Source organism: Furfurilactobacillus curtus (assembly GCF_054657915.1).
Window position 1 is genome coordinate 721,353 of sequence record NZ_BAAHXU010000001.1, and the last position, 21,087, is coordinate 742,439.

Consider the following 21,087-nt stretch of genomic DNA (forward strand, 5'->3'; position numbering starts at 1 on the left):
ATAGTATAGCACGTTTTGTCAGAGTCACCTACTCAAACCCTGAATCCATCCATGAAGGATTACCGCAAAAAATCCCTCGGTACCCGTTAAGCAGTCGTCAAACCATTCAATGGGTATCGAGGGATCGCGTTTTAAATTCTACATCAATTGTCAACCGTTATTTGTCTGTGCTATCAGTCGTCGTTGAGTTGCCATAATAGTTGTTCTCAATTCGTTGGTAAGCACCTGGCTCAACAGTATCTAATGCAGAAGCCATTATTTCTAACGCATCGGCATACTTAAAGTCGTGATCAAACAATCGTTGTGCGCGTTGGCTGGCAGTTGCCATCTGTTCATTAGCGTTACGGTAGCGATTAGCATATTGCAAAAGTTGCTCAGCCAATAATGCACTATCACGCAAGTCGTGACTTTTTTCATTTAACGTACCCAAATCAGCCTGGATCATAATCAATTGCTTGGAAATTTCCTCCATATTAATTTGCGTTTGGCTCAAATCCCGCCCTAACTTATCAACTTCATCACTGACCACATAAAAGTAATCCAAATAATCGTGGGGAAGACCCGGCAAGTTCAAGGCCTCAATTTGCCGTTTTAATGTATGCATCTGATTATCAAACTGTTGGAAACGTTTCCGAGCGTTCTTTTCATCCTGCCCTAAATTCTTAACACCATCATTAATCGTTCGCTGTTGCGCTTCAATATCCGTCAATATTTGCAAGTATTCTCGTTGCCGACTGACAATATTAGAATAACTGTCAGTATGTGACGTTAAAGCGTTATCCTCGTGCCGAATTTGCTCAGTCACTTGGCGCAAGCGACCTCCTAACCCTTGGGCTTCCTCGATTTCGCCCTGACTAAGAACATAACTTTGACTCAAGCGATCAAGTTCAACCTGCAGCGCATGATTTTGTCGCTCTGCATGAGTTAAAAAGTCGTGCAGTTCATTTTGCTGCGATTCAGCCGCTGGTCGAGCAGTGACTTCAGTCTCCAACACGCTATACAAATCATCAATTTGCACTTCTATATTATGATTAGCCGCGCTAACTGCTGCTAAATCAAGATTAGTTAATTGCTTAGTTGCCATTTGAATTTCGCTGCGAACACGATTGATTTGTCCTGGTAGGTCTAAATTACCAAATACATAGTTATCGGCAGTCATTTGCTGGTAACCATCACTAATATCCATCAGTTGTTCATTGAAACCTGTTTTTAAATCCGCATATAGTGGCGGAATTGTTTCAATCAAATTCTCCAAGGCTGTGGTGCCAGAAGTTAAGGTATCTAGAACTTTTTGCGCCGCCACATGATCTCCTTGCTGGGACAAGGTGGTGAATTCATCAAATTGTGCTTCTAAGTCGGCTAAGTTCTGTTCGAGTCGATCGATACTTGGTTCAAAGCTTAAATTCTGTGATAGCAATACCTTACGTAAGTCCTGATATTTTTTTTCTAACCGAGCCACTGCCGCCCGATGTTCCCCATCAACTTTCTTTAACTCGGCTAGCCCACTACGAACGTGATCAAAATGATCACTCGCCTCGGTTAACAATGCCTCGGCTTGGTGACGCTCCCGATTCGTCTTAACAAAATTAATTCCTCGAACATCAAATAAAACCTGATCAATCAAATGATCTAGATCGTCGAAAGTCTTTTCATTAACCTGTTGATACTCATCAACTAAGGCATTAAATGCGGTCAATGACTGTCCCGTCAGGCTCATTTGGTGACCTGCTTCAATATCTTGACCCAACGGTAACTGCTTCAGCACGTTAACCTGTTCGCGTACATTACGAATTTTACGTGTTGTAAACCGCTGAAAGATAAAGACTGATCCGTATAGAATAACTGCTAATATGATAATACCGATTAAAACTTGAACCATTATGTATGTCCGCCCCGTTTGTCCAATACGATCTCATGACTTGATTTTAATAGAAAAGTCCGTAAACTCTACTACTAACGAAAAGTATAGCATAGCGCGTTTTTTGCTTTAGATTACGTTTCGATGACTTTACCAATCCTTTATTAAATTTCTCGGAGGTTCTTATGCCAGTAACCACTTTACTTGCCCAACAACTTGATGCCCTGCTAACCGACGAACACGATAATATTGCTAACTTGGCCAATGCCTCTGCACTACTTAAGCAGATTCTCCCTGATCTAAATTGGGCCGGTTTTTACTTATATCACGCTGATGCCGATGAATTACGCCTAGGTCCGTTTCAGGGCAACGTTGCCTGTGTGCATATAAAAAATGGCCGCGGCGTGTGCGGAACTGCATTAGCGACGAAGCAATCACAACGCATAGACAATGTTCATGAATTTGCCGACCATATCGCCTGTGATTCACAAAGTAATTCAGAACTCGTCGTGCCACTCATTAAAAATAATCAAGTGGTCGGTGTCATCGACTTAGACTCGCCAACACTGGCTCGTTTTACTGAACAAGATCAACGAGACTTAGAGGCAGTTGCTGAAGTGATGGTGGCCCACCTTGACACAACCGTTTAAACCACGGTATACTATTTTAGTTGTAAAATTTGCAGCAGTAGGTGGTAAGCTCGTCAACAGCTTGGTACTGATGCGTTAAGCATGAGTTCAACTAGTACCCGGGGCTGCTCCGGTGAACCTGGTAAAAACAAGCTGCACGAATACCGAGCCTATAATTCGCATTTTTTACTCCAAACAAAATCTTTGGAGGACATTATTTATGTCACGTTATACAGGACCTTCCTGGAAGATTTCACGTCGTTTGGGCGTTTCTCTTTCAGGTACTGGTAAAGAACTTTCTCGTCGTCCTTATGCACCCGGTGATCACGGTCAAGGCCGTCGTGGTAAAATCTCTGAATATGGGACGCAACTACGTGAAAAGCAAAAGCTTCGCTTCACTTACGGAATGAGTGAACGTCAATTCGCTAATCTTTTCGTTAAAGCTGGCAAAATTCGTAAAGGGACTCATGGGACGAACTTCCTGATTTTATTGGAACGTCGTCTTGATAACATGGTTTACCGTCTTGGCTTGGCCACGACTCGTCGTCAGGCTCGTCAACTTGTTAATCATGGTCATATCACTGTCGATGGTAAGCGTGTTGACATTCCTTCTTATGAAGTCAAAGTTGGCCAAGAAATCGCTGTTCGCGACAAATCCAAGAAGTTGGTTGTTATCCAAGCTGCTGTTGAAGCAGTTGTTGGTCGCCCAGCTTATGTTGAATTTGATGCCGACAACTTAAAGGGTTCCTTGATTCGTTTACCAGAACGAGAAGATCTCGATGCTGATATCGATGAATCACTGATCGTTGAATACTACAACAAGTTGTAATTTAAATACACTATTTTGCAGCAACCTCAATCCGTTGAGGTTGCTTTTTTGTTGGATGGTGTCAGTATTGGTTCCTCGTAAGCCACCTACCCCACTATCATCAATTCACTACGTTGCCGGTTAAGATCGGTTCGCTGATATTCAAGCGCAACTAGCTGGCTTTTCGGTGAAGACGATTAGATCTGAATCTACCAACTGTAGCTCATTTCATCCGATTTGGCCCCTCACCACCCCTAGACAAATCTTAAACAACGCTGATCATTCACCAAATCACAAGCCTTTTGCTAGTATTCTGTCAGAGCTGTCATTACAATATCCATTATGTAAGCGATTTCAATCACAGGCAACCACCAGGAGGCAGATCATGGCTTATCAAACCATTAATCCTTATACAAACAAAACAATTCACACCTATGAAAATGCAACTAACGCCGATATTGAACAAGCGTTGGCAAATGCGCAAGCTCGTTACAAGCAGTGGCGTAATGATCCAGTCAGCAGTCGGACTGCGGCCCTACAAAAATTGGCCGATCTCTTTCGTGACCAAGTCGACGAACTAGCGACGGTATTAACAACCGACATGGGTAAGCTATTCACCGAAGCTAAAGGCGAAGTACTGCTTTGTGCAGACATCGCCGAATATTACGCTAAAAACGCCGAACGGCTGCTAGCCCCTCGTCAGATCAAATCGATTGCTGGCGAAGCGCAATTAGAAAATCATCCCCTAGGGGTTTTATTGGCCGTTGAACCATGGAATTTTCCTTATTATCAAATGATGCGAATTTTCGCTCCAAACTATGCGGTTGGCGATCCGATCGTTTATAAACATGCGGCGAACACTCCGGGTGCCGCACTAGCCTTTGAAAAAGCTGTCATTGAAGCTGGTGCGCCAGTCGATGCGCTCGCAAATTTATTTCTATCTTACGATCAGGTTGCTGATGTGATCGCCGACAAACGCATTGTTGGCGTCGCACTCACCGGATCCGAACGGGGTGGCCGTTCCGTAGCGGAAGCAGCTGGAAAAAATCTGAAGAAAAACACGATGGAATTGGGCGGCGCGGATGCGTTCGTTGTCGCTAGTGATGCTGACATGACTCAAGTTAATGCCATCGCACCTCGCGCGCGGTTATACAATTGTGGTCAAGTCTGTACTTCTTCAAAACGCTTCATTGTGACTGAAAATCACTATGATGAATTTTTAACGTCTTTGAAGCAGGCTTTTGGCAATGCCAAGCTGGGCGATCCAATGGATCCTCAGACCACATTAGCACCAATGTCCTCTGCTCGGGCTAAAGAAAAGCTCCAGCAACAAGTCGATGCTGCCATCGATGCTGGCGCCACTCTTTACTTCCGCCATGATCCTGTTGACTCAACCGGCCAATTCTTCCTGCCAACGATTTTAACCGATATCACCAAGGATAATCCGGCCTACTATCAAGAATTCTTCGGCCCAGTGGCAATGGTTTATAAAGTTAAAGATGACCAAGAGGCCATTGAATTAGCTAACGACTCTGAACTTGGTCTTGGGGGGATCGTCTTTGCCGGTAATAAAGAACGTGGTGCTAAAATCGCTTCGCAGATTGAAACTGGCATGGTCTTTGTAAACACCTTCTTCTCTACTCTGCCTGAGTTGGAATTTGGCGGTGTTAAGTTATCTGGATATGGCCGTGAAATGGGCGAAAGTGGCATTCTTAGCTTTGCAAATCAGGAGTTAGTTGTTAAACGTGATGCCCCAAATGACAATGAATTCGGTGGCCTTGTTGCCCCAGCAAAATATCTGTAGCTAATAAGATAACAATTTAGGTGAAACTCAAGTCTAAACAAAACAGCAAAATCTCAGCTGGTAACTGGGGTTTTGTTGTTTTGCTTTATGGTCAAGTTCACGAGTTAGATTTGCCTGAATCGCTTGAATTTATGGTATACTCACCGATGAACAACTATTTGAGGGAGGTTCGCCATATGTCTGATCAATCTGATCAAAACGTTGATCCTAATCAACGTTTGTCCAATGCCATCTACGGCGCACCAAAAGTAAATCCTGATGAACAGCGCCACTATCTGGGGACATTTCGTGAGCGCGTGACACTTTCCATGTCTGTTGCCGAATTAAAAAGTGGCCAGTACCTAGATGCCTTTACGACAGAGTTAGAACAACAAGATGAGCAAAACAATACGATTCTTTTAAATGGTAATCTTGGTCAGGATACACTGGGCCCCTATATTCGCGCTGCAACGATGCATGCTGTTGCTTTTACGATTAAAAATGACCCTCAATATGGCACCGATGATGCCGATTTAGCCCTTGTCATCACCGCAAAAGCGGCCGTCGATGTTAGTCCGATTGACGTCGCTGCTAAACACCCACAATCGCCTACCAATACAAAATCAAGTAAAAAGCCTAGCTTTTGGCAACGGTTATTTAATCAATAAATTATCCCCCCAACTTAACCAGACCGGTTAAAAGGGGTTCTTTTTAACTAGGAGGTTAAATTTGCTATGCAACCCCTCGCATATCGCATGCGTCCACAAAAGATTGAGGAAATTGTGGGCCAACAACACTTGGTCGGCCCTGGCAAGATTATCAATCGAATGGTCACTGCAAAAATGCTATCTTCAATGATCCTATATGGTCCTCCCGGTACTGGCAAGACGAGTATTGCCAGCGCAATCGCTGGCTCAACTAAGTATGCATTTAGAATGTTAAACGCCGCAACCGACGGTAAGAAGGAACTTCAAATTGTTGCTGAAGAAGCTAAAATGAGTGGCACCGTCGTTTTACTGCTGGATGAAATCCATCGTCTTGACAAAACAAAGCAGGACTTCCTGCTACCTTTGCTGGAAAGTGGCGCCATTATTTTGATCGGGGCAACTACTGAAAATCCCTACATCAACATCAATCCAGCGATTCGTTCACGCACACAAATTTTTGAAGTATATCCCCTGACACCGACTGATATTAGTACAGCAATTGATCGAGCCTTGTCAGATAAAACAAATGGTTTGGGTCAAACAAAAATCCATTTAGATGACAATGCACGCTATCATTTAGTGACTGCAACCAACGGTGATTTACGAAGCGCTTTAAATGCCTTGGAACTCGCGGTTCGCTCAACGCCGGCAGATAAGCAAGGCACGACCACAATTTCTCTAGCCGTTATTGAAGAGTGCCTCCAGAAAAAGGCGCTTTCGGCTGATAAGGATGGTGATGCCCACTATGACGTCATCTCAGCCTTTCAAAAATCAATTCGAGGCTCAGATGTCAACGCAGCGTTGCATTACATGAGTCGTTTATTGGTGGCTGGAGATCTAATCAGTATCTGTCGACGTTTGCTAGTCATCGCCTATGAAGATATCGGATTAGCAAATCCCGCGGCTGCCGCCCGAACGGTTAGTGCAGTCACGGCTGCTCAACAACTCGGCCTACCAGAAGCCCAAATTCCATTAGCAGATGCCGTTATTGAATTGGCACTTTCGCCTAAATCTAACTCTGGCAATTTAGCGATCACGGCTGCAATCGCAGATATAACTGCTGGCCATAGCGGAGAAATTCCTGCGCACTTAAAAGATGCTCACTACCAAGGAGCCAAAGCATTAGGCCATGGGACTAATTACCAATTTCCTCATGATTTCCCTGGGGATTGGGTCAAACAAAGTTACTTACCGGCCAACTTAGCCACAGCACAATATTATCACCCGAAAACAAACGGACGCTTTGAAAATGCCCTTGATGAACAATATCGCCGACTAATGGCCGCTTCCGGCCACCCGTTAGCCGATGATCACTCAGATGCTAAAAAAAATTAAAGTCACCAAATTCGCCAGGGTTTTAAATTGCGTCGCTATCGCTTTCATGCTATGCTGATCTTGAAATCTAAGGTGTACGCAAGGCTCAACTTACAGTGTTGCCTTACAGTCTTACTACTTTGGGCACGACGCTAGTAACGTTGATGATAAGCCTTTTCTCTTGGTAATCAAACGCGTTAATCGATGTGCCCACCTGCGTTGTCGCGGGCCAACTCTGAAGAGCCGATTGTCGGCACCACCAGTTTTCAACAAAGTGCATACTTTGTGGCGTCATTCTCCTAGAGAATGACGCTTTTCTATTGTTATAATGATATTAAATCTTTTTAGGAGTCAGTTTATGGCCATTAAAATTCTTATGCTAGTCTTCGCCGCTGTCCTTTTTTTCATTAGCACTTATTTATGGCACCATCGGCAACGTCCATTTTTAGTTTTTGATCCGGTCAGCCAACCGGCAATAGCACGCCTAGTCAGTTTTTGGGCAATTGAATTGGCGATTGTCGGGTTTCTGTCAATTGCAGGCATCTTCAACTTCATCATCATGATTATTGCCTTAATCTTGGGTAGTCTATCAACCATGGCTTTAGGACTAATGTTAGTTCAGCTCATGAATCGATCATAAGAGATAAAACTAACTTTTGCAGCGCTTTCACTTTCGTTTCCTTCAAGGTTAAAGTAGAATGAAGGTGTAAGAAAAGAGTATGCCGCAAAGCGATTGAATCACCCATGCGGTTATTTTCAACCTACTTTGAGACATAAAAAGGAGTGAAGCTTATGGCACAACAATACAAACGGATCTTGGTTCCCATCGACGGGTCTCGTGAAGCAGAATTAGCTTTTAAAAAGGCCGTCGCTGTCACGCAACGTAACGGTGATGATGCCCAGTTGCATTTACTCCACGTTGTTGATACCCGCGCCTTCCAAAACATTTCTAGTTTTGACACCACGATGGTTGAACAAGTCACGGAGACCGCCAAGAAGACGCTTGATAAATATGCAGCAGAAGCAAAAGCTGCCGATATTCAATGTGAATATTCCATTGAATATGGCGCCCCGAAATCAATTATCGCCCAAGACGTCCCCAAGGAATTAGGGACGGATTTAATCATGATTGGCGCAACTGGGCTTAATGCAGTTGAACGTTTATTAATTGGGTCCGTGACTGAATATGTGACCCGAGCCGCCATTTGTGATGTGCTCGTTGTTCGTACTGATCTGAGTAACCAGGCCATTTCTGTGAAGGATGGCGCGGCGGCTTCCAAATAACGACTACTTTCTACCGAACACGACTCTACTACCCAGTGAGCAAGCAAAAAAGCTGTCAAAATTGACAGCTTTTTTGCTTGAACTTTTTCACTTAATCCTGCTGTCACCGCTATACCAGCGATAACGGTGGGATTTGATATTTTTGAGCGTTATCTGCAATACTAGCAATTCGTCGAGGATTTTTAGTGACCATTGCTAAGCTGTATGCAATATAAAGACTTCGTTGCGCATTCTCACGATCAGCCAACTCTACCTGGCTAACTGCCTTAGATTCATACAAATCCTCTAATAAGAAGATGCAATGGTGCATTTCGTTTAATTTGATCGCTTGCTTGAGTAGTTTTAACGCACGTTCATGTTTATTCGCTCGTTGGAAAAATCGAGCCGCTCGCAAAAACGTATACACTTGATCGACGACCTGGTCATGGCTATTCACTTCAAATCCATCCAAAGCTTCCAAGGCTTGTTCAACCAGCATAATTGCCTTATCAGGCGCACCTTTCTTGTCATAGGCGAGCCCTAGTCCCAGTTTTCCCATCACCTTATACATATCTTTGACCTGAGTGCCAAACGCATCAAGGAGCATACTAAAACTGAAAATTGCCTCATCTGGACTTGCATGGTTAATGAGCTGCAATTCGCCATGATAGTAATAATAAGCTTTCTTCTCATCAACCTCGTTCAAACTCTTAAATTTAACGGTGTTGAGCTTTTTTTCGGCATTACGATAGTGACCAGCGTGCAGATCACTGCCAATTTTTCGAAATACTTGGGCAATTTGACCATCTTCCTCAACAATAATGTCATCAATTGTAATGCCCAGCCGTGCCGTAATTTTCAGCAGAATTGGCATACTCGGAATTTTATTCCGCTTTTCAATTAAACTAATTGTCGCCTGCGTACAAATATTCTTTGCCAAATCATTTTGCGACATGCCCTTAGCTTTACGATAGGCGCGAACACGCATCCCTAAAATTTTCATTCTCTCTTGCCCCATTCCGGAGTGAACTAGGCACAGCAAGTAAATTAACTGATTACAAGATCAATTCATAAGCGCATCGAGGTGCAACACCATCAATATAAATCCTGCCGCAATTGATAAAGCCAACTTTGGTAATCAAATGCTGCATACTTTGGTTAGCTTCGTGCGTATCAACGCGCAAGCTGGCAACCTGATGTGTTTGTCGCAATTGCATAACTAAGGCGGAAAACAGCTGCTCACCCACATGTTGACCGCGAAAGGCCGCTCCAACAGCTACACGATGAATCGCTGCATATGGCCGTCCGTAGCTTAACCAACTGCCGGTTTCAATCAACCGATAGTTTGGATCAACCCCCACAAGGACAGCAGCCACGGCTGCGATATGAATTTGATCGGTCAGCACATATAATCGCTGTGCCATAATGTCTGCCAACATATCTGTTTGCGCTGGATAGCCATCTTGCCATTGATTAAATCCCTGCTGCGCGATGAAACGTTGTGCCGCTTCGATGATGTTCATCACTTCTTCTAAATCAGTCGGGGTTGCTAATCTTAATGTCAATGCTGCCAAACGTAAACGCCTTCTTCCAAATAATATTCGCCAGTTATTTTCCTACAACACGGCCGAAACTTTGTGATTTAAAATCCGTACACCAATCACAATTTTATCCAATCATCAATAATCATAAATCCGTGTGTCAGAACGAATTAAGCTAATATGAGTCTGATGATTTTTGCCTATATCATTTTCGCATGTTTTGTGAAATTCGTCTAGTGGTATGGACCGATCATCTGGTTTTCAAATCGATCGCAATTTGCTTCATGACCATTAACAAACCCAGCCGCACGAAGAAACCACTGGACAGTCGCCGGTCCAACCCTGACTAATCCCCAAGAATCAAATAATTGCCACGTTTGTTCAGTGAACAAATCTTCGGTGCTGACGGATAATCGATCAACATACGCGTGGCACTGCTGTTGCAAAAACCACAACTGATCGGCCGGCGAGAATCCATGCAACTGCTGAGCTTGCCACCGACGAGCATTATGGATAACGGCTTCCAATTTCTGCTGATTTCGAATAACGGCCGGATTGGTCAAAAAATTGCGCTGCTGTTGTTCACTAAACCCCGCCAATTGATCAATTTCAAAATTGACTAATGCCTTTTGTAGGGTTAAGCGTCGCTGGAGCACCAAGTCTAACGAGAGACCAGCCTGAAAAATTTCAAATCCCAAAATTTCAAACAATCCTTGATCTGTATACTGTGGCACGCCCCACTCATCATCGTGATATTGTTGTAGACGTGGCGTTTTCATCGCCCAAGCACATCGCTTCATCGCTTGCCAACTCCCTCTTTATCTCATACCTCTATATACGCGATTGATCGACAAATGAACGTGGACCATTCGGACAATGCGTAATCAAAAATTGCAACGGGAATGTGAAAATCCACTAATCAGCGATATCAAGAAGCAATCTTGACCAAAAAAATCCCTATTTCCAAAAGTTTGGAAATAGAGATCCTTGTTGTAACTACCCGACAAATTAGCCGAAGTTACGCCCGTCGACAAGATCGCCAACAGTTAATTATAGCGTTTTTCACCAATATGTTCGGAGCCTAACTCAGTAAAGGCAAAACTGATCGTCTCATTTCGTTTGAATTCTGCCAACCCATAATCAATAATTTCGTCAATCAAGCTAGCATAATCGATCCCCGAAACTTCCCACAATTGCGGATATAAAGAGATGTTGGTAAAGCCAGGCAATGTGTTTGGCTCACTCAAATATGGCACGCCATCGCGTGAAACTAAGAAATCAATGCGAGCTAAACCTTTAAGGCCAAGAGCAACGTAGGCATCCAATCCCATTTGCGTAATTTCGTTAGCCAAACTGTCCGGTAAAATGACCGGTAATTCGAAAACCACGCCGCTCGCATCAACAAATTTATTATTATAATCGTAGAATGTATCGCTTTGCGGAACACGAACTGCTCCCAGCTTTGAAGCGCGCGGCTTTTCATTTCCTAAAATAGAAATTTCTATTTCCTGTGGTGAATCAATCGCTTCCTCAGCTAAGACTTTAAAATCGTACTGCAATGCATCGGCTAATCCGGCATCAAATTCAGCGGCATTACTAACTTTGTGAATACCAACAGATGAGCCTTGATTAGCCGGTTTAAGAAACATAACCCGACCAATTTTAGCGGCAACCGACTCGTAATCCATCGCGTCCTTATTTTCTGGTGTAATCACCACATACTCCGTGTTACGGACATGCGCTTGTGTTAAAATTCGCTTCGTCATGTCCTTATCAAAAGACACCGCTGAAGCTAGTACGTTGCTACCAATGTAAGGCTTCCTCAGGAGTTTAAACAGCCCTTGAATGGTTCCATCTTCACCAAGATTTCCATGAATAACCGGATAAAACAGATCAATATCCTTAACCTCGCTTAACGCCTGCAATGGCGCTAATGGATTATGTTGGTCAATCTTCGGCAGTGCTTCAGCAACAACCTGCTCTTCAGGTTCACCATTGAAAATTCGATGAGAAGCTTCATTGCCCAACAAGACGCCATCCTTAGTAAACATGAACAAACTAACTTCGTATTTGTCCTTGTCCATCGCATCATAAATATTATGGGCCGATCGTTTAGAAACATCATGTTCTGAGGAGTTTCCACCAAATAGTAAGGCAACGTGCAATTTCTTGTTCGTCATTGTTCTACCATCCTCGATTCATTTTTTCCGTCCGTCTTAATAGAAACTTGAGTATACCAGACGGCAACAATGGCTGTCAAAATGAAGCTTTTTGATGAATTTTGATGATTGTTGCTATATACAACAAGTATTAAGTTCATCTGTTCTTTACACAGCCTGCATCGACTTAGACCAAAATTAAAACTGATGTACTACATCCATCACGTCAAAAAATTAATCTCTGCGGTAATCATTTCTGCAACTGCTTCTGGTAAGTCATCTTGCACCGCCATTGCTAAAACTAAACGTGAACGGTTGAAGAGTCCGTGCCATTGTTTTTCCTCTGTTGGCGCACTTGCCATGCCAATCTGTGCTCGCCAAAATCGCCACTCATGTAAGAAAGTCTGCACGTATAGTTCGTTCTTATTTAAAATGGTATTAAAATACATTGCCAATCGTCGATCCTCACCAAAAATAAGCGGCATCTTTAGGCGCGCATATTTTTGAATCAATTCGACCATTAGTAATACTTTATCCGCTCGTGAAAGAATTGGGCTTTCGGCTAATTCATCTAACAAATTGCCAATGTGGGTATAAGCATGCGCCCAGCCCTGAGTTCCTACAAAACCACGCGCATCGTTTTCCAAAGCCAAGTAGGTCATTGTTTGAATAACCAGCCGATCAATCATTGCCGGTGTCAAGAACTGTTCGTCGACCCTATCTGCATATAACAAAATGGATAATATTAGGATCGCAAACGATCTGCCAAAGATCCCATCATTCGTTGGTTCAGTAATATGACTGAACAGAATGCGGTCCTGCAGCAAGGCATTGAAAACTAATTTTAATTGTGACTCACTCAACACATGACGCTGTAGCGCGTCATTAAAAAAATAATAAATGCCTTGATCGCGAATGTCACGATCAGGAGATCCCAAATGGTTCACAAGCGCTAATAATTGCTCATCAGAGACTGAAAATTGATCGGGCTTACGTACCGACTGGTTCAGCGTCTCAATTAGCGCTTTGATACCGTCTTGATCATCGGGCAAATTGACCAACGTTGCCTCATTAACTGGCAATTGATCCAAGATTTGTCCGAGGCGATTACCTAATGATTGCAGCACACTTCCAGCCTGTACCTGCTGCCTTAAATCGATTAAATGTTCACGTACTTCATTAACTTCTTTTAATTCATCAGTCATCAGTTTCTCCTTTGTCACAAGCTTACAGTCACGCTCATCTTACCGACCATTCGGCTAAGAAGCAACTTTTATCCATACTGCTTAATAAATCAATGACAAACTGACAATCCATTTTCGCAATCGTCACAAATCAGAATTTGTTAACTGAGGGCTGGTAATTAATCGAATATCAGCTTTTTAACAACAAAATAAACGTGAAACAAAGTCAAGATAAATGTTGCGAGCATTTTTGACATTTCGTTTCAGTTAACGGGTTATACTGGAATCATCCTCTTTTAAGAAAGTGAGTTTAGTTATGCAACCTATTATTGGCATTGGCTCAAACCATCTAATCCGTATCAGCCAACATTTTGAAAACAACTACGTGGATTATACTCAAAAAAACTACGTCGCCTCTTTATCCAACGCTGGCGCGCTCCCATTAATTTTGCCAATCGGTGCACCGAATCTCGCAAAAAACTACCTAAGTAGAATTGATGCACTAGTCTTAACCGGCGGCCAAGACGTCTCCCCACAGCTTTACAATGAGGATCCAATTCCCCAAAATGGGCTCAACGATTGGGATCGGGATGTTTTTGAACAAGCACTCATTTTGGCAGCGATCGATGCTCATAAGCCCATCTTAGGGATTTGCCGTGGTATTCAAATCATCAACGCAACATTGGGTGGCACTAACTATCAAGATTTAACGACTCAACTGCCCAATGCGCTAGGCCATAACCAGTATCCCACTGCTTGGCAAACACCTACTCAACAAATTTCAACCGCAACAGGCAGCTTTATTGAGGGCATCTGGGGAACGACCGGTCTTGTCAATTCTTTCCACCATCAAGCGGTTAAAATTGCCGCTTCCGGCCTTAAAATCACCGCTACTGCGGCTGATGGCGTCATCGAAGCGGTCGAGGATCAAAATAGACAAATTATTGGTGTTCAATTCCATCCTGAAATGATGGCCACCTCAAACCCACAAGCGGCCCATTTGTTTGAAAAATTTGTTGCTCAGATCTAACCTTGCCAGACGCCTAATTGCCACGTCATTAAAGGTTCTGACGCAAAAACAAACGACCTTGTTACCGAGTCACGGTAAGCAAGGTCGTTTGTTTTTGTTATTTAAATAAAGTTCACGACCGCTAGTCCTGATCAATTAGGAAACCAATCACCGTTATTTTTGGCTCAAAGTTAACAGCCAAGCGTCATCCCAATCACCATTTAAGGCATCCGGACCATCTTTTAACGCCGGATTGACTGTGACCACTTTGCCACTTACTGGGCTCGGCATATCAGAAACCGCTTTTTCAGCTTCCATACTAGCAAACGTCTCACCCGCTTGCACTTGGCTACCTGGTTTAGGCAAATCGATATAGGTAATGTTGCCTAACTCATCTTGAGCGTCTTTCGTAAGTCCCAGACGAACGACATCACCATCGGGTTTAGTCCAAAAGTACTTTTCTGCTTCGTTCATTGATAGATCCTCCCTAACCCTTACTTGAAACTGGCATTGTTACTAAACATATAGCTGGTGTAGTGGTATCGCATTGACATAATCAAGCCAACGCCGATCAAATTACCAATCAGTGCAGAGCCCCCCTGGCTAACAAAGGGCAACGGAATCCCCGTTAATGGCAACAAACCAATGTTCATACCGATGTTTTCGAAGACATGAAACAAAATCATCATCACAACACCAGTTGCGATATAAGCATAAAACTCATTCTTAGTGTCAAATGTGACGCGAACCATCTGCCAAATTAGATAAAAATACAACATTATTAACAATAAGCCACCAATAAAGCCAAAGTTTTCACCGATAACGGAAAAAATCATATCTGATTCACGAACTGGAACATAGACATGTGACACATTAAATCCTGTGCCGAACAATCCGCCAGAGCCGATCGCTTTCATACTTTGCCATAATTGATAACCTTGATTTGATGTGTCGGCTGATGGATGCAACCACGTATCAACCCGCGCAAATTGATAGGCCTGAAACCCAAGGTGGCCTAAAAGCGTCCGTCCCCACGTCGTAACCACAAGCGTCAACGCAGAACCACCAATCACGGTGACAGTTGCAAATGCTGGCACCAAAATGCGCCATGTCACACCTGAAACTAAGACTAGTCCAGCTAAAATGGCAGCAAAAACTAAGTTGGTCCCAAAGTCATTCTGTAACTTCATCAGCACAAAAATGGGTAACGTCCAAGCAAACAATTTACCGATCAATAACCAATCGCCCCGAATAGTGTGAGTAGGACGATCATTATTATGTGTCGTAATGACCCGGGCCATCATTAAAATATAAGCTGGCTTCATAACTTCCGAAGGTTGGAATGTTAATGGGCCTATGGCAAACCAACTGCGAGCACCGGTCTGGACATAATAAGCTCGACTGTAAAAAACGAGGACTGCCACTAACAGGAAAATTCCCACACCATAGGCCAATGGCGCCAATTTCCACAATTGTTCAGAATCAAATTGCATTAAAATGACAACAGCAACCGTTCCAATGACATACCAGACAACTTGAGTGGCCACTTGCTTGACCACGCTCACCGTTTTGGCATCATGCGTCGCCGCCACATAGATTGAAGCAATCCCGATCAATGCCAACATGAGGACACAAAAAATAATGCCCCAATCAATACGTGAATCTAAATTTTTATTACTCCGACTGACGGAAGCACGTTCTTGTTGCACTTGGATCCTCCCTAAAGCTGATTCGTATTCTCACAAAAAGTGCTCAACCATGTAAGTTGTATTCAGCAAGAATCTCTTGAAGCGCGCTTTCTTGCGTTTTTGCGTTAAATCGCTGACCACCATTCATGGTTGCAACAAATTTTTTACCGTCTGGCTTAATTTGACCAATAATTTGTTTATTTACGGTTACTTGAGCAATGGTTTCGCCAGCAATCGTCGTTTCGTCAATTGAAACGGGTATCGTCTTATCCTTTTTTGTCATGATGTTCTCCATAAAAGACAGCTGCCACAATCGGATCCATATCACTGGGATGAGGATTGCGACGAACAGTAAAATAATCAGGAACCGGATCGTAGCCCCCCCGCACAAAGGGATTACATCTCAGTATCCGTGCCATTCCCATAATGAATCCAGCCACTCCACCGTGTTTCTTAACTGCGATCAACATATAGTTAGAACACGTCGGATAGTAGCGACAACTCGGCGGAAACAGTGGTGAAATAAACCGCTGATAGCCGATAATTAATTTAGTTAGTAACCAGTTCATCAGCCATTCACCTTCTTATCGGGTCAGTTAAGCTTTCTTCCCACTCATGCGTTCTAATAATTGTCCGGCGCCCTTGGCCACATTGTCCAAGGGCTGCTCTGAAATCATCACTGGCACTTGCAATTCTCGAGAAATCAATTGATCAATCCCATGTAATAGCGAACCACCACCGGTTAAAATAATTCCTCGGTCAATGATGTCAGCCGCCAATTCTGGTTGAATCCGTTCCAAGACGCCATGCGCAGCGTCAATAATCTGCTGCAACGTATCGTGCAAAGCGGCTTCAACCTCATTTGCATTAATTTCCACAGAATGTGGCATCCCGTTGACTGAATCACGGCCACGAACGTCCATGGTCTCTGGATGATCCATCTGAACAGCGGTCCCAATTTTAATTTTAATATTTTCCGCCGAATGCTCACCAATCATTAGACCATGTTCTCGCTTCACATAAGCAGCTATGTCGGCGTTCATGCGATCACCAGCCATACGCAATGATGTGCTGGCAACGATGTCTCCTAGAGATAAGACAGCGATGTCTGATGTGCCGCCGCCAATATCAATCACCATGTTCCCAGTCGCTTGATACACATCTAACCCGGCACCAATTGCCGCTACCTTGGGCTCGTATTCCAGATAAACCTTTGCCCCACCAGATTTTTCGGCAGCTTGAATGATCGCTTTGCGTTCGATTTCTGTAATATTCGTTGGTGCACAAATCATAATATTTGGGCGCGACATAAACCCTTTAACATTTAGTTTATTAATGAAGTAAGACAGCATCTCTTCAGTCACATCAAAATCTGAGATGACGCCATCTTTCAAGGGGCGAATTGCACGAATATTGCTCGGGGTTCGCCCTACCATTCGGTATGCCTCGGAACCAACGGCGAGTACGCGTTCTGTTTTGGTATCGATGGCAACGACGGATGGCTCGTCTAGCACGATTCCCTTTCCAACGACATAGATCAACACGTTGGCTGTGCCTAAATCGATTCCAATATCTTTGGCCATGTTGAGCTCCTTTCAATTACACAATTTCAATGCACAATTATAGCATATCCCTTTATCGACCGTCAGCCTTTGCTGAACCTTTAACAATGACTTAGACTTCTAAAATATGGATGGCCATCAAACAAAAAAGCTCCCTCAATTGCGCCAACGTCAAGTCGGACAATTAAAGAGCCTTTGCTTTGGAATCAGTTCAATATCAATTTAAGTTCGAAGAAACACTTTTTTGCCGCTTGGCAATGATTTGGCGGACATCCGCATCAATATCCACTCGCTCAATCTCTGCACCCAAAGCAGCTAGTTTGTCATGGAAATCACAGTAGCCTCGGTCTAGGTACTGTAAATTAGTCACCGTTGTATAACCATTGGCTACTAGCCCAGCTAAAACGAGAGCGGCAGCCGCTCTTAGGTCCGTTGCAGCCACTTCAGCGCCGTTAAATGCCGTTGGCCCCTGCAATGCGACGCTTCTACCTTCGATCGTGAAACGAGCGTTCATACGGCGTAACTCGTCAAGATGGTTAAAACGGTTTTCAAAAACTGTTTCTGTTAATGTGCTTGTTCCATTTGCCATCAGCTGTAGCACCGACATCTGGGGTTGCATATCGGTTGGAAAACCTGGATGTGGTGAAGTCTTAACTGTCACCGGCTTTAATTGACTTGTCCCGATCACGCGTACGCCATCGACCTCGTCACGGACTTGAACGCCCATTTCTAACAGCTTCGAAATCAACGGTTTATTATGCTCGCTAATGGCATCTTTAATCAGAACATTGCCACCGGTGATCGCAGCCGCAACCATAAATGTACCAGCCTCAATGCGGTCTTGGACGACGCTGTGTTCACACCCATGCAACGTCGCGACTCCTTCAACTCGAATCGTCTCAGTCCCAGCGCCAAAGACGCGAGCTCCCATTTTGTTCAACACATTCGCCAAATCAACAATTTCAGGCTCACGTGCAACATTTTCAATTAATGTCGTCCCTTTAGCTAATGTAGCCGCCATCATAATATTTTCTGTCGCACCCACACTCGGAAAATCCAAGTAAATATTAGCACCAGTCAATTGATCGGCACTCGCTTCAATATAACCATCATGTTGTTCAATTGTGGCTCCTAATGCTTCAAAGCCCTTGAGATGTAGGTCAATTGGTCGACTACCAATTGCACAACCTCCCGGCATCGCGACTCGGGCCCGTCCAACTCTGGCCAATAACGGCCCCATCACGACCATCGAAGCACGCATCTTCGATACATATTCAAACGGCGCTTCAGAACTCAGGTGCCGTGATGCATCAAATGTGACACTCTTCTTATCACGATCGAAAGCCACATCCACATTCAAGAAACTGAGAACCTTGTTCATTAAGAAGACATCTGATAACGCTGGGACATTTGTTAAAGCCAATTTCCCGGATGAAGCTAAAATTGATGCTGCCTGGATCGGCAAAACGGCATTTTTAGCGCCCTCAATTTCAACCGTTCCTTTCAGAGCCGGGCCGCCATGAACAATAATCTTTTCCATAATTTTTCGAGCCTCCAAAATTTGGCACTCACTACTTGTCGATAACAACTAAATTGTTTCAGGGTCTAAATCCAATAATTGACTGAAATAAGTCAATGAAAAAAGAGCTACAACCATACCCAATGATGATTGCCAGCAACACAAGTAACATTTGTGCCTGGCGAGGATATTGCGGCATAATCTTGACAAGTGGTAGCGGTCGAAGTGCCCACAAGGCAAACCAAATGAAGGCCAATTGAAACACTATTTTTATCACTACTGAAACGCCATAAATCGCCATTTTGCACCTCTTTGCTTTATTCAATTAGTCTATCATAGAATAGTTGATTACGTTATAAATATCATGTCAAAAAAGAAACTGTAATATACAGTTTTGACAGACTAATAACGGCAATTCAATAGCTATCTGCGCACTAGCTACGTTTAAAGTCGATTAATTAACGGCGTTCACTTTAATTTTTGCGCTTTGTCGCCACCAAATTAAACCACAACTGTCCACTAAGGCCACGGACCAAGGAGATTACATATTCTAAACGGGCGTCCCGCAGATAGCATACCAGCACTATGACTACAGATGTCAAAATGCTACAGCCAAAATTCATTGCTAATTGATTCAAAGTAGATAGCTTCCAATAGTTTTCACCAGCCATTAAGATCATCACATTAACTGCAACAATCAGGCTTACGACGAGCACATCTTTTATCTCATCGCCGATAAATAATCGAAATGGCTTTTGAAAACCATGTTTAAATAATAGAAACGGCTTTTGCCAGCCCACAGTGATGGTGGTTGATAAAATAGTCGCAATTAAGACACCATTAAGTCCGAGGTGAAAAACGGCCAAAAAGACTAATCCCAACCCAATGTTTGCTAAAGATTCTAAAATTGGGACTAACTTCATCTTGTGGGATAAACCGTAGGCAGAGATAAAGTTTAACGTCACTACTAAATAATTAATAAAGAAAAGAGCGGCGGCAATTAACACAACATTCGTGACAGTGAGCACATAATGTTCCCCCAACCAAAGTTCGATTAAAGGGTTTGCACAGCTGACTAAACCGCCGGTAATGACAGCCGAAATAGCAAAATTGATAAAATTCAAACGCTTGAATAAAGCGTACCCTTCATGTTTTGTTCGAGTAGTACCAAAATTTCCAATGCTGGCTTGAACTGAACTGAATAATTGGTACAAAAACCTTTGCATTGCGTTGGTGATCAACAGATAGTTGGAATAACGTCCCAATGCTGGCAATCCTACAAACATTGATATTAATATGCCATCTGTCCCACTAACCACTACACTGCTAAAGCGGGTTAAACCATTACCAACTGTATTCCCAATCAATTTGACCATCACAGCCTTCGGGACTTTTTCAGTCGTCACTTGTAGATGATAAGCGCGTTTAACAAAGCGTGACAGTAGTATGTTATAGATGATAGTAATGGCCATGGCAATAACAATGTATCCGTAAATATTTTTAGTTATGACAATCAGGGCAATTTGCAGAAGCAAGGTTATCAACCCAGACACCAACCCTGTCCAAGAAATCAAGCGATTACGTTGATCAGCAATGAGCAAGGCTTGACTGTAGGCCAAAAAATAAGTTGATGCCATATTGAAGACCATGATAAGAAAAATCAAGCTAACATTAGCGGCTTGAAATTGGTGTTTAGTAAAGAGCTGTAGGAACGGCAATAAACATACACCAAGCAAGATGACACCAATCGTGCAGCAATGATAAATACGCCGATATAAGCGCATTAGAGCGTTAATCATTGTTGTATCATGGTCGGCTAACGGTCGGTACAAGGCATATGTAATGGACGCGCTAACCCCCATATCAACCAGCGAGAGCACACTTAAAATGCTGTTAAACAGGCCATTTAAGCCTAGATATTCGATCCCAAAATATTTGGCCAAAAAATATCGTAGAATAAATTGAGTAGGCAATAACAGAACAAAATTGGCCGTAGAAGCAATTGTATTTTTCACTGATTGTTGCGTTCTTGCTTGGTACGTGGCAGCCATCGACTCACCTCC

Annotated in this window: 22 protein-coding genes; 8 read left to right on the forward strand and 14 right to left on the reverse strand. The window is 43.3% G+C overall.

The window, feature by feature from the left end; all coding sequences use genetic code 11:
- Positions 1-157: 157 nt before the first annotated feature.
- A complete protein-coding gene (ezrA, locus tag ACYQ0Y_RS03700) occupies positions 158-1,879 on the reverse strand; it encodes a septation ring formation regulator EzrA (RefSeq protein WP_407883655.1) in 1,722 nt (573 codons plus the stop codon).
- A 164-nt stretch (positions 1,880-2,043) separates the two neighbouring features.
- Here ezrA and ACYQ0Y_RS03705 point away from each other — a divergent pair, with 164 nt between their 5' ends.
- The 7 genes from ACYQ0Y_RS03705 (at position 2,044) to ACYQ0Y_RS03735 (ending at position 8,383) form a co-directional block, all read left to right on the forward strand.
- A complete protein-coding gene (locus ACYQ0Y_RS03705) occupies positions 2,044-2,508 on the forward strand; it encodes a GAF domain-containing protein (RefSeq protein ID WP_407883657.1) in 465 nt (154 codons plus the stop codon).
- Between the two features lie 199 nt (positions 2,509-2,707).
- Positions 2,708-3,316, forward strand: a complete 609-nt coding sequence (gene rpsD, locus ACYQ0Y_RS03710) for a 30S ribosomal protein S4 (protein WP_407883659.1) — start codon at positions 2,708-2,710, stop codon at positions 3,314-3,316.
- 364 nt (positions 3,317-3,680) lie between these two features.
- A complete protein-coding gene (locus tag ACYQ0Y_RS03715) occupies positions 3,681-5,099 on the forward strand; it encodes an NAD-dependent succinate-semialdehyde dehydrogenase (RefSeq protein ID WP_407883661.1) in 1,419 nt (472 codons plus the stop codon).
- Positions 5,100-5,275: 176 nt separating this feature from the next.
- Complete coding sequence (locus tag ACYQ0Y_RS03720) at positions 5,276-5,746, forward strand: YueI family protein (protein ID WP_407883663.1); 471 nt, start codon at positions 5,276-5,278, stop codon at positions 5,744-5,746.
- Positions 5,747-5,812: 66 nt separating this feature from the next.
- On the forward strand, positions 5,813-7,120 hold the full coding sequence (locus ACYQ0Y_RS03725) for a replication-associated recombination protein A (RefSeq protein WP_407883665.1): 1,308 nt from the start codon (positions 5,813-5,815) through the stop codon (positions 7,118-7,120).
- Positions 7,121-7,457: 337 nt separating this feature from the next.
- Positions 7,458-7,739 (forward strand): hypothetical protein, encoded by a 282-nt coding sequence (locus ACYQ0Y_RS03730; RefSeq protein ID WP_407883667.1) that lies wholly within the window; start codon positions 7,458-7,460, stop codon positions 7,737-7,739.
- A 152-nt stretch (positions 7,740-7,891) separates the two neighbouring features.
- Positions 7,892-8,383 carry a universal stress protein gene (locus ACYQ0Y_RS03735; RefSeq protein WP_407883669.1) on the forward strand — a complete coding sequence of 164 codons (492 nt, stop codon included), beginning with the start codon at positions 7,892-7,894 and terminating at the stop codon, positions 8,381-8,383.
- A 109-nt stretch (positions 8,384-8,492) separates the two neighbouring features.
- Here ACYQ0Y_RS03735 and ACYQ0Y_RS03740 read toward each other — a convergent pair whose 3' ends face one another.
- The 5 genes from ACYQ0Y_RS03740 to ACYQ0Y_RS03760 form a co-directional block, all read right to left on the reverse strand.
- Entirely contained in the window at positions 8,493-9,365 is an 873-nt protein-coding gene (locus ACYQ0Y_RS03740) for a helix-turn-helix domain-containing protein (RefSeq protein ID WP_407883671.1), read from the reverse strand.
- A 52-nt stretch (positions 9,366-9,417) separates the two neighbouring features.
- Positions 9,418-9,936, reverse strand: coding sequence for a GNAT family N-acetyltransferase (locus ACYQ0Y_RS03745; protein ID WP_407883673.1), 519 nt, complete (start codon positions 9,934-9,936; stop codon positions 9,418-9,420).
- Between the two features lie 200 nt (positions 9,937-10,136).
- Positions 10,137-10,703, reverse strand: coding sequence for a DNA-3-methyladenine glycosylase I (locus ACYQ0Y_RS03750; protein WP_407883675.1), 567 nt, complete (start codon positions 10,701-10,703; stop codon positions 10,137-10,139).
- A 246-nt stretch (positions 10,704-10,949) separates the two neighbouring features.
- The gene (locus ACYQ0Y_RS03755) at positions 10,950-12,083 is read right to left on the reverse strand and encodes a D-alanine--D-alanine ligase family protein (protein ID WP_407883677.1); all 1,134 of its coding nucleotides are present in this window, start codon (positions 12,081-12,083) and stop codon (positions 10,950-10,952) included.
- Between the two features lie 200 nt (positions 12,084-12,283).
- Entirely contained in the window at positions 12,284-13,267 is a 984-nt protein-coding gene (locus tag ACYQ0Y_RS03760) for a DUF2785 domain-containing protein (protein ID WP_407883679.1), read from the reverse strand.
- Positions 13,268-13,562: 295 nt separating this feature from the next.
- Between ACYQ0Y_RS03760 and ACYQ0Y_RS03765 the strand changes: the two genes are divergently transcribed.
- Positions 13,563-14,276 carry a gamma-glutamyl-gamma-aminobutyrate hydrolase family protein gene (locus ACYQ0Y_RS03765; protein WP_407883681.1) on the forward strand — a complete coding sequence of 238 codons (714 nt, stop codon included), beginning with the start codon at positions 13,563-13,565 and terminating at the stop codon, positions 14,274-14,276.
- A gap of 153 nt (positions 14,277-14,429) precedes the next feature.
- Here ACYQ0Y_RS03765 and ACYQ0Y_RS03770 read toward each other — a convergent pair whose 3' ends face one another.
- The 8 genes from ACYQ0Y_RS03770 to ACYQ0Y_RS03805 form a co-directional block, all read right to left on the reverse strand.
- Positions 14,430-14,729 (reverse strand): glycine cleavage system H family protein, encoded by a 300-nt coding sequence (locus ACYQ0Y_RS03770; RefSeq protein WP_407883683.1) that lies wholly within the window; start codon positions 14,727-14,729, stop codon positions 14,430-14,432.
- Between the two features lie 20 nt (positions 14,730-14,749).
- Positions 14,750-15,964 carry an FtsW/RodA/SpoVE family cell cycle protein gene (locus ACYQ0Y_RS03775; protein ID WP_407883685.1) on the reverse strand — a complete coding sequence of 405 codons (1,215 nt, stop codon included), beginning with the start codon at positions 15,962-15,964 and terminating at the stop codon, positions 14,750-14,752.
- 43 nt (positions 15,965-16,007) lie between these two features.
- Positions 16,008-16,226, reverse strand: a complete 219-nt coding sequence (locus ACYQ0Y_RS03780; protein ID WP_407883687.1) for a DUF2969 domain-containing protein — start codon at positions 16,224-16,226, stop codon at positions 16,008-16,010.
- Positions 16,210-16,512 (reverse strand): membrane protein insertion efficiency factor YidD, encoded by a 303-nt coding sequence (gene yidD / locus ACYQ0Y_RS03785; RefSeq protein WP_407883689.1) that lies wholly within the window; start codon positions 16,510-16,512, stop codon positions 16,210-16,212. Before yidD ends, ACYQ0Y_RS03780 begins: the two co-directional genes overlap by 17 nt.
- Positions 16,513-16,539: 27 nt before the next feature.
- Entirely contained in the window at positions 16,540-17,526 is a 987-nt protein-coding gene (gene mreB / locus ACYQ0Y_RS03790; RefSeq protein ID WP_407883691.1) for a rod shape-determining protein, read from the reverse strand.
- A 196-nt stretch (positions 17,527-17,722) separates the two neighbouring features.
- Entirely contained in the window at positions 17,723-19,045 is a 1,323-nt protein-coding gene (murA, locus tag ACYQ0Y_RS03795; RefSeq protein WP_407883693.1) for a UDP-N-acetylglucosamine 1-carboxyvinyltransferase, read from the reverse strand.
- Positions 19,046-19,103: 58 nt separating this feature from the next.
- A complete protein-coding gene (locus ACYQ0Y_RS03800; protein WP_407883694.1) occupies positions 19,104-19,325 on the reverse strand; it encodes a DUF1146 family protein in 222 nt (73 codons plus the stop codon).
- 172 nt (positions 19,326-19,497) lie between these two features.
- A complete protein-coding gene (locus ACYQ0Y_RS03805) occupies positions 19,498-21,075 on the reverse strand; it encodes a lipopolysaccharide biosynthesis protein (protein WP_407883696.1) in 1,578 nt (525 codons plus the stop codon).
- Positions 21,076-21,087: the final 12 nt, after the last annotated feature.

Excerpts from the sequence above, each read along its gene's own strand:
- yidD (WP_407883689.1), bottom strand. The coding sequence starts at position 16,512 with ATGAACTGGTTACTAACTAAATTAATTATCGGCTATCAGCGGTTTATT.
- murA (WP_407883693.1), bottom strand. The coding sequence starts at position 19,045 with ATGGAAAAGATTATTGTTCATGGCGGCCCGGCTCTGAAAGGAACGGTT.
- ACYQ0Y_RS03725 (WP_407883665.1), top strand. The coding sequence starts at position 5,813 with ATGCAACCCCTCGCATATCGCATGCGTCCACAAAAGATTGAGGAAATT.
- ACYQ0Y_RS03715 (WP_407883661.1), top strand. The coding sequence starts at position 3,681 with ATGGCTTATCAAACCATTAATCCTTATACAAACAAAACAATTCACACC.
- ACYQ0Y_RS03765 (WP_407883681.1), top strand. The coding sequence starts at position 13,563 with ATGCAACCTATTATTGGCATTGGCTCAAACCATCTAATCCGTATCAGC.
- ACYQ0Y_RS03760 (WP_407883679.1), bottom strand. The coding sequence starts at position 13,267 with ATGACTGATGAATTAAAAGAAGTTAATGAAGTACGTGAACATTTAATC.
- ACYQ0Y_RS03770 (WP_407883683.1), bottom strand. The coding sequence starts at position 14,729 with ATGAACGAAGCAGAAAAGTACTTTTGGACTAAACCCGATGGTGATGTC.
- ACYQ0Y_RS03740 (WP_407883671.1), bottom strand. The coding sequence starts at position 9,365 with ATGAAAATTTTAGGGATGCGTGTTCGCGCCTATCGTAAAGCTAAGGGC.
- ACYQ0Y_RS03750 (WP_407883675.1), bottom strand. The coding sequence starts at position 10,703 with ATGAAGCGATGTGCTTGGGCGATGAAAACGCCACGTCTACAACAATAT.
- ACYQ0Y_RS03800 (WP_407883694.1), bottom strand. The coding sequence starts at position 19,325 with ATGGCGATTTATGGCGTTTCAGTAGTGATAAAAATAGTGTTTCAATTG.
- ACYQ0Y_RS03755 (WP_407883677.1), bottom strand. The coding sequence starts at position 12,083 with ATGACGAACAAGAAATTGCACGTTGCCTTACTATTTGGTGGAAACTCC.
- ACYQ0Y_RS03705 (WP_407883657.1), top strand. The coding sequence starts at position 2,044 with ATGCCAGTAACCACTTTACTTGCCCAACAACTTGATGCCCTGCTAACC.
- ACYQ0Y_RS03780 (WP_407883687.1), bottom strand. The coding sequence starts at position 16,226 with ATGACAAAAAAGGATAAGACGATACCCGTTTCAATTGACGAAACGACG.
- ACYQ0Y_RS03805 (WP_407883696.1), bottom strand. The coding sequence starts at position 21,075 with ATGGCTGCCACGTACCAAGCAAGAACGCAACAATCAGTGAAAAATACA.
- mreB (WP_407883691.1), bottom strand. The coding sequence starts at position 17,526 with ATGGCCAAAGATATTGGAATCGATTTAGGCACAGCCAACGTGTTGATC.
- ACYQ0Y_RS03730 (WP_407883667.1), top strand. The coding sequence starts at position 7,458 with ATGGCCATTAAAATTCTTATGCTAGTCTTCGCCGCTGTCCTTTTTTTC.
- rpsD (WP_407883659.1), top strand. The coding sequence starts at position 2,708 with ATGTCACGTTATACAGGACCTTCCTGGAAGATTTCACGTCGTTTGGGC.
- ACYQ0Y_RS03735 (WP_407883669.1), top strand. The coding sequence starts at position 7,892 with ATGGCACAACAATACAAACGGATCTTGGTTCCCATCGACGGGTCTCGT.
- ezrA (WP_407883655.1), bottom strand. The coding sequence starts at position 1,879 with ATGGTTCAAGTTTTAATCGGTATTATCATATTAGCAGTTATTCTATAC.
- ACYQ0Y_RS03720 (WP_407883663.1), top strand. The coding sequence starts at position 5,276 with ATGTCTGATCAATCTGATCAAAACGTTGATCCTAATCAACGTTTGTCC.